Here is a 916-nt window from a genome sequence, read left to right as displayed (position 1 = left end):
GCCTTCCCCGGGCTTCTCCGGCGCCCCTCCATGCGGTCCTCTCCGCCCCATGCATACCTTCCCCTCCCCCGCCCGCCGACGCCCCAAAACCCTCACCCCACCGATACTTTTGACGCCGATCCTCGCCCCTAGCGCCCCAAGGATCCACAACAACCCCAAAACCCGCGGACCGGACACGTCAAACGCACGTCAAAAGCGTGGTATTTCGTACACGCCCCATCAGGGGTGGTTCATACCCCTCCCGGGGTACGGCTACGTTCATGGTTCGTTCTAGGTACTTCACCTTAGTTCAAAACCGCCCGTTTCGTGATCCTGCGGCTCCGCCGCCCCGCTCGTCAAGATCGGCCGAAAGCGGGGCCATGACGGCGACCCCTCCTCTTCACAAGAAGATTTTCCGAACGCCAAACCCATCCACCCGGAAAACCGTACTCCGATTTTGTCTTCAAAAGGCCCGCAACCCTCCTGAAATGTCCGCAAAAGTTGCCGGGCGAAGTACCCAGGTACCACCCAACCACTTGGGGTGAAAACTCCTCTACGATGCGTCTCATCCGGGCGGAAGTGATCCCACCCGGACGACCACGGCAAGGCGGTCGTCCGAGGCGGCACGGGTCCGGATGACAAACCGACGGACATCCTCTCCCGACCGGCTTCGCCGGAGGGTCAGGCCGCATCGTGAGACTCACGGGGGTTACGAGTTGAACGGACACCGGACCTGAAAGTCGAAGCGGGGAAAGGATGATTCTGGGCGGTGAGGCGCGGCTCCGGGCCATTGGTCCTTGGTCGTTGCGCCCTTCCTTCGCCAAACGCTTGCGCCGGAGGAACGGGTATTTTCGCCTCGCCCGGAGAAGTCGCCGCAGTTGGGCTCCATGGCTGCGGTCGATGAAAGACCTGAATTTCCACGCTGAAATTACTCTCA

Origin of the sequence: Sutterella parvirubra YIT 11816, from assembly GCF_000250875.1 — a bacterium.
GTDB classification, from domain to species: Bacteria; Pseudomonadota; Gammaproteobacteria; order Burkholderiales; family Burkholderiaceae_F; genus Sutterella; species Sutterella parvirubra.
This window is presented reverse-complemented; position numbering follows the sequence as displayed.